Here is a 5,799-nt window from a genome sequence, read left to right as displayed (position 1 = left end):
CCGTAGTACTAAACATTATTTTTAGCTTTGCAGCGTCTATTCTCATCAGGAAAAGCCAAAAGATGTCAGTTTTCTTGGGGTTAGCATAACTTTATGAAATCTGACTGGCCGCAGCTAAATCCTCTTTAAGCTCTTCGAAGCATACATAATATAGATTGATTGTGGGCACTCCGATACTCGTAAATGAGTGCTTTTTTTAGGTCCGACGTCCGCTTTTCGCTCATAGCGGACGGTAAGCAGGCTGCTGAGGCTAACTTTGCCGTTCGCCATCAGACCCTGGCCGGCAGGCCCGGAACGCTTCCCGGTCCGGCGGAGCTTACCGGCACAGCCGGTAAGCGCAGTGGGGCTGACGACCCGGCAGCGCCGGGGAGCCGGAGGGGGCCATCAGGCTGTTTATGTCTTTGACCTTAAGGAACAGAAAACCGGAGAAGCAGCTGCAGCACAGCAGCAGAACGGAGAGCAGCAGGAAGCAGAGAGAGAAGACCGCGAGACAGCGCCCCGGAAAGAGAAAGCGCAGGCTAAAGAAAATAACCGGTGCGTCAGCACCGGTTTGACCTGGTCAGCAGAGCCGCCCGTTTCTGGCAAAAGGTATCTGTTCAGAAATCAGCGGCAGAAAGAGTGCTGAGGTGCGTATTACCGTTTATTACAGGATAAAATGTCATCGAATGATTAGAGTACTCGATCCCGCGGCCAGTACGCGTTTCCTCAATGCTTAATACTGGTGAAACCTGCGCACACCCGTTCGCTATGTTCATCATTTTGACGACATAGTTGCCTACAGCCAGGTGCTGGAGGGTTAACTGCTGATGAGCAGGAATAAATGCTTCGCGTGCAAAATAGCGTGTGTTTTGATCAACCGATCGGGCCAGTTTCACATATAAGTCCTGACTGTTTTTTGAATTATCCAGGGTCAGACTTGATAAGCCTGAGCGGTTTTCAGCCACTGTCATTATTTTGGCCAGCGTTCCCCACGGTCGACCATCAGGATGCGTTCTCAACGGTCCGGCACAGCCAGTTAATTGTGACGGCACTTTGATGTCAGGTATTTTTAAACCTGTCAGATCGGGTTCGTCTGTTCCTGCCTGAGAGAGCTGATCATTTTTATGAGTAAACTGATATGCGAACGTAATAATTATGCCTGCAATAACTGCGTAGCGCGCCAGTGAGATGATCCGGGAAATGACTCTGATAACCCCTGCCCCTGCGCGGCTTGCATTGAATGAACCAGTCTTTGACCTGAAGTGAGCAGCGGTTTTTTCTGCCTGTGAAGTTGTCGATTCGCGTTCAGCTCGTTCCGCTTTAAGCGTCTCCTGCTTACGCTTCCAGTTTTCCTGCCGTATCCAGGTATCATGCTCAGCCCTTTTAACCGGGTCTGAGAGAACTTCATAGGCAGTGTTAACGAGCTGCATGATCCTTGCAGAGTCAGGATTATCTGTATTTCTGTCCGGATGATATTTTTTTGCAAGACTTCTGTAAGCGGCCTGAATTACTTCAGCAGGCGCATCCATCGATACTTTCAGATTGTCGTAATGCGTTCTCATTTTTTTCAGGTAGCTGTGCTGTGTGGCCCTTTTATACCTGATTTCTTTTACCCCATAAACAGCCGCTTACGCCTGCGAGTGTTTATGAGCCATCAGATACTGGCCGTCAGGACAGTGTGCCAGCTTCCAGATTACAGCCGGTTTAAGTTTCACTGTGATCGTCAGGGTAAGCCTTACTGGCTGCTTTTGTCTGACTGTGAAAAAATAGCGAACTGAATTTCATGACAACAGAGGGACGTGTATGTCGGCTTTTCATAACTGGTTACTTGAAATCGCAGGCGGAAATTACTTTCTTTATATCAAACGCCTTTCTGCCAATGACACCGGCGCCACCCGGAGCCATCAGGTCGGGCTTTATATCCCTTCCGGTATCGTTGAAAAGCTGTTTCCGTCTATAAACCACACCCGCGACCTCAACCCTTCGGTCTTTCTCACCACACATGTGTCATCTCATGACTGCCCGGACAGCGAGGCCCGGGCGATTTATTACAACAGCCGTCACTTTGGCAAAACCCGGAATGAGAAACGTATCACACGCTGGGGAAGAGGCAGCCCGCTTCAGGACCCTGAAAACACCGGGGCCCTGACGATTCTGGCCTTCAGGCTTGATGAGCGCGGCGGGGACAGTACGGCTGCAGACATCTGGGTCTGCGTCAGCCCGGACGAAGAGGACGTTATCGAGACCGCTATCGGTGAAGTGTTCCCCGGCACGCTAATATCCGGGCCTGCCGATCGCATTCTGGGCGGCCTGTCTCTGCAGCAGGCGACCGTTAATCATAAATACGTTATCCCGGCGGACTGGCAGCAACGCTTCCCGTCAGGAAGTGAAATCATTGAGTATGCCGCCGGGCATTTCGCGAAAAATTCACACGATCCGGATGAGCAGCTTATTGACCGCCGGCGCGTCGAGTACGATATCTTTCTGCTGGTTGAGGAACTCCACGTTCTGGACATCATCCGCAAAGGATTTGGCTCCGTGGATGAATTCATTGCACTGGCCAACTCCGTCAGTAATCGCCGTAAGTCCCGGGCCGGTAAGTCACTGGAGCTACATCTGGAGCATCTTTTCATTGAGCACGGGCTACGGCATTTCGCTACGCAGGCAGTCACAGAGGGGAACAAAAAGCCCGACTTTCTGTTCCCCTCCGCCGAGGCTTACCACGACGCTGAGTTTCCTGCAGACAATCTGCGCATGCTGGCCGTCAAAACCACCTGTAAAGACCGCTGGCGCCAGATACTAAATGAAGCCAACAGAATTTCTCCGGTTCACCTGTTTACGCTGCAGGAGGGCGTATCACAGGCACAGTACAGAGAAATGCAGGCGGAAGGGGTCAGGCTGGTCGTGCCGTCGTCCTTACATAAAAAATACCCGGAAGCGGTAAGGGCAGAATTAATGACGCTGGGCGCTTTTATTGCCGAGCTTACAGGGCTTTACGCCGATCTTCCTTAAATAATCTCCCGGCATACCCTGCCGGGAGGTGTACTCAGATATTCTCCGCCTTCTCAGCATTGGCAGAAACGGCTTTCAGAATGTAAGGCTCCAGCAGTCTCGCAACCGCTTCAAACACAGGGACCACTACGGAGTTACCGAACTGACGGTAAGACTGCGTGTCCGACACCGGAATACGGAAAGGCCTGCCGTCGGGCTTCTCGAAGCCCATGAGGCGCGCGCACTCACGCGGCGTCAGCCTGCGTGGCCGATGCGCCTGATTTTCTTCGTTCGCGAAATCTGTTTCACCCACAGCCATATCCCAGCCACGATCAATCAGAATTTCAGATCCGTCTTTGTGATAGCGGGCAGAAAGCGTACGGGCAACGCTTTCCCTGTTTTCAGGGTTTACCAGGCCAAAACCGAAGCCATTTCCCTTAGCCGCGTGCTTTTTGGCGTAGTTGTAAAGGTACTCCCAGAGCTTCGGTGTCAGGATATATTTGCTGTCCACCACGGGCTCCAGCAGCTCGCCAAATGACGGTCGCTGTTCCGGATAAAAACGACTGACGTCCCGCAGGGTAAAACCCTGATGAATATTCAAATCGCGACGGAAACCGACCAGCACGATGCGTTCACGGTGCTGAGGCAGGAAATGCTTTCCGTCGATGACTTTCGGATCGCTTTTGCCCATGTCAGCCGCATCCGCCACTTCATAACCCAGCTCGTCCAGGGTCTCCATAATGACTTTAAAGGTTTTACCCTTGTCATGGCTCTTCAGGTTTTTGACGTTTTCCAGCACAAAGACAGCCGGCTTTTTGGCGCGGATAATGCGCGCGACATCAAAGAAAAGCGTTCCCTGCGCTTCACATTCGAAACCGTGCGCCCGGCCGAGTGAATTTTTCTTGCTTACGCCAGCAAGGCTGAACGGCTGACACGGGAAACCGGCCAGAAGTACATCATGATCCGGCACGTGCTCGTTAATAAAGGCATAGGCATCTGTTTCAGGCACTTCAGGTTTGTCACTGAGCGTGACTTCCCGAATGTCGAGATTAAACGTGTGCGCCTGCTCATCGTTAAACCAGTTGGCTTTGTACGTGCGCACAGCCTCTTTATTCCATTCGCTGGTAAACACGCACTGACCGCCGATGGCCTCAAACCCTTTTCGTATACCGCCAATGCCGGCAAACAGGTCAATAAACCGGAAGGCATAGTCCGGGTGATGCGCAGGCGCTTCCGGCAGCATTTTTCGCAGAAGCGCTTCTTCTGCTGACGTCAGCGACTTTGGCGGGCACTTACCATTTATCCAGCGATTAAGCGTCTCGCGACTCCACTCATTTTTACCGACTTTTCTGAGCAGTTCTGCTACGTATTTCTGGTCATAGATTTCCAGTACCTGCCCGATGAGCTTTTTGTCATTTTCCTGACGTAGTTGTTCTTCCACGGCTGCTTTCTCGAGCAGATCCTGTGCCAGTAATTCAAATTCAGACATATTGCCTCCGTAGGGTCTTATGGGTGAAACTCTATCACTCACATGACCCAGAGGGAAAGAATTAATCTGGATATTTAAACAGTGTCATGTCAGTACGCCCGATGAACATTCAATGGTCTGGACTCAGGTAAGACTTCGCAAAGGGCAGTTAAACACAGTGGAATTAAGCCGTGACCATGCTTTTTCAGGCTATGCGAGTTATTCCTAATTATCCCTCAGTAGCGGATTTACTCACGACTCAATACATCAATTTCTCTAAGATGTTTCTGACCCTCACAGGGAAAGATAATCCTTATCTCCCTCGCCCCATCCCCCGGGGCTGTAATCCGTTTAAAACCCGCTCAGGCGGGTTCTTTTTGAAATGCAAAAAAAAGACGATGCCATGAAGCATCGTCAGAACGGATTTACCATCAATGTGTATCCCTGGTGAAGGACCTGAATACTATCGGCACCACGATCTGAAACATTAACAGGTCTGACCGGTTAGGGTGTTTTGTCTCCCGTCATTCAATCCGGGCACGCTGGCGCCACACCCACGTCATATCCAGCAGGTCGTTCACCTGTACGCCACGGCGCCGCCAGTGCGAGTACCATCGCCGGTATGTGTGAACAGACTGGCTGGCCAGCGCCGTTTCGGCCTCACAGATGAGCTTTTCCTGCGCCTCAGCCATGTACATCATCGCCTGGGGCGTTCGTTCTGACGCTGCAAGAGCGGACCGCCCGATAATATCAGTCAGGCTCTGCAACGTGGGTACCCGAGGACATGCCCTGCCCTTTGTTTGTGCCCTCGCTGCCGATGCTGAAATCACTTCAGGGCATAAAGCTACGTTGTGCAGCCGGCAGACATTATGCCGTTGCACATAAAAACGTGGCGCCGCTGCCGGCATCATCATGACTATGTTCATGCGCGCCCTCCCTTTCGGCCCAGTACCGCCACGATTTCCGCTGGCGTAATGCCCGCTGAGACCATCTCTTCAATGCGCGTCAGCAGCCGGCCGATGCTTTCCGGCTCAAACTGTTCGGTGTTCAGAACGTACAGCCCTGTGTGATCGGGATTTATCCGGACAAGCCCGTGCCAGAACGGCGACTCGCTGCCCGGGCTCAGGATGTCGAGCGTGACGAGCGGATTTTTGCGGTGCGTCAGACGGAGATGAACCGGGAACACCCCGCCCCACTCTCCCCGGCACTCGCAGTCGGTAAGCCAGGCATTGCTGAGCTGCAGGGCGTTCAGTACAGTCCCGCACAGCCGCCGGCGAAACTCCTCACCGCGCGCGCTGTAGGCCTCAAAGTCACCCGGCGTGAATGCCTTAAGACGTTGCAGTGTCACGCTTTCATCGCGC

At 52.4% G+C, this 5,799-nt stretch carries 5 protein-coding genes; 1 reads left to right on the top strand and 4 read right to left on the bottom strand.

Features of this window, described 5'->3' with window-relative positions; genetic code table 11:
• Window positions 1-596 precede the first annotated feature (596 nt).
• A complete protein-coding gene (locus HA46_RS20340) occupies window positions 597-1,541 on the bottom strand; it encodes a J domain-containing protein (protein WP_082170576.1) in 945 nt (314 codons plus the stop codon).
• A gap of 241 nt (window positions 1,542-1,782) precedes the next feature.
• Here HA46_RS20340 and HA46_RS20335 point away from each other — a divergent pair, with 241 nt between their 5' ends.
• Window positions 1,783-2,991, top strand: coding sequence for a type II restriction endonuclease (locus tag HA46_RS20335; RefSeq protein WP_048784102.1), 1,209 nt, complete (start codon window positions 1,783-1,785; stop codon window positions 2,989-2,991).
• Between the two features lie 34 nt (window positions 2,992-3,025).
• On the opposite strand, the gene HA46_RS20330 is transcribed toward HA46_RS20335, so the two are convergent.
• The 3 genes from HA46_RS20330 to HA46_RS20320 all read right to left on the bottom strand — a co-directional run.
• Window positions 3,026-4,459, bottom strand: a complete 1,434-nt coding sequence (locus HA46_RS20330; RefSeq protein ID WP_048784099.1) for a DNA cytosine methyltransferase — start codon at window positions 4,457-4,459, stop codon at window positions 3,026-3,028.
• A 503-nt stretch (window positions 4,460-4,962) separates the two neighbouring features.
• Window positions 4,963-5,364: a hypothetical protein gene (locus tag HA46_RS20325; protein WP_084886508.1), complete on the bottom strand. Its 402-nt coding sequence runs from the start codon at window positions 5,362-5,364 to the stop codon at window positions 4,963-4,965.
• The coding region (locus HA46_RS20320; RefSeq protein ID WP_084886505.1) for a conjugation system SOS inhibitor PsiB family protein at window positions 5,361-5,799 on the bottom strand (439 nt) is incomplete at its 5' end. The genes HA46_RS20320 and HA46_RS20325, both read right to left, overlap by 4 nt.

It is taken from the genome of Pantoea septica, from assembly GCF_002095575.1.
In the GTDB taxonomy this organism is placed as follows: Bacteria; Pseudomonadota; Gammaproteobacteria; order Enterobacterales; family Enterobacteriaceae; genus Pantoea; species Pantoea septica.
Note: the sequence above shows the minus strand (reverse complement) of the source record. Positions and strands in the feature narration are given on the sequence as shown.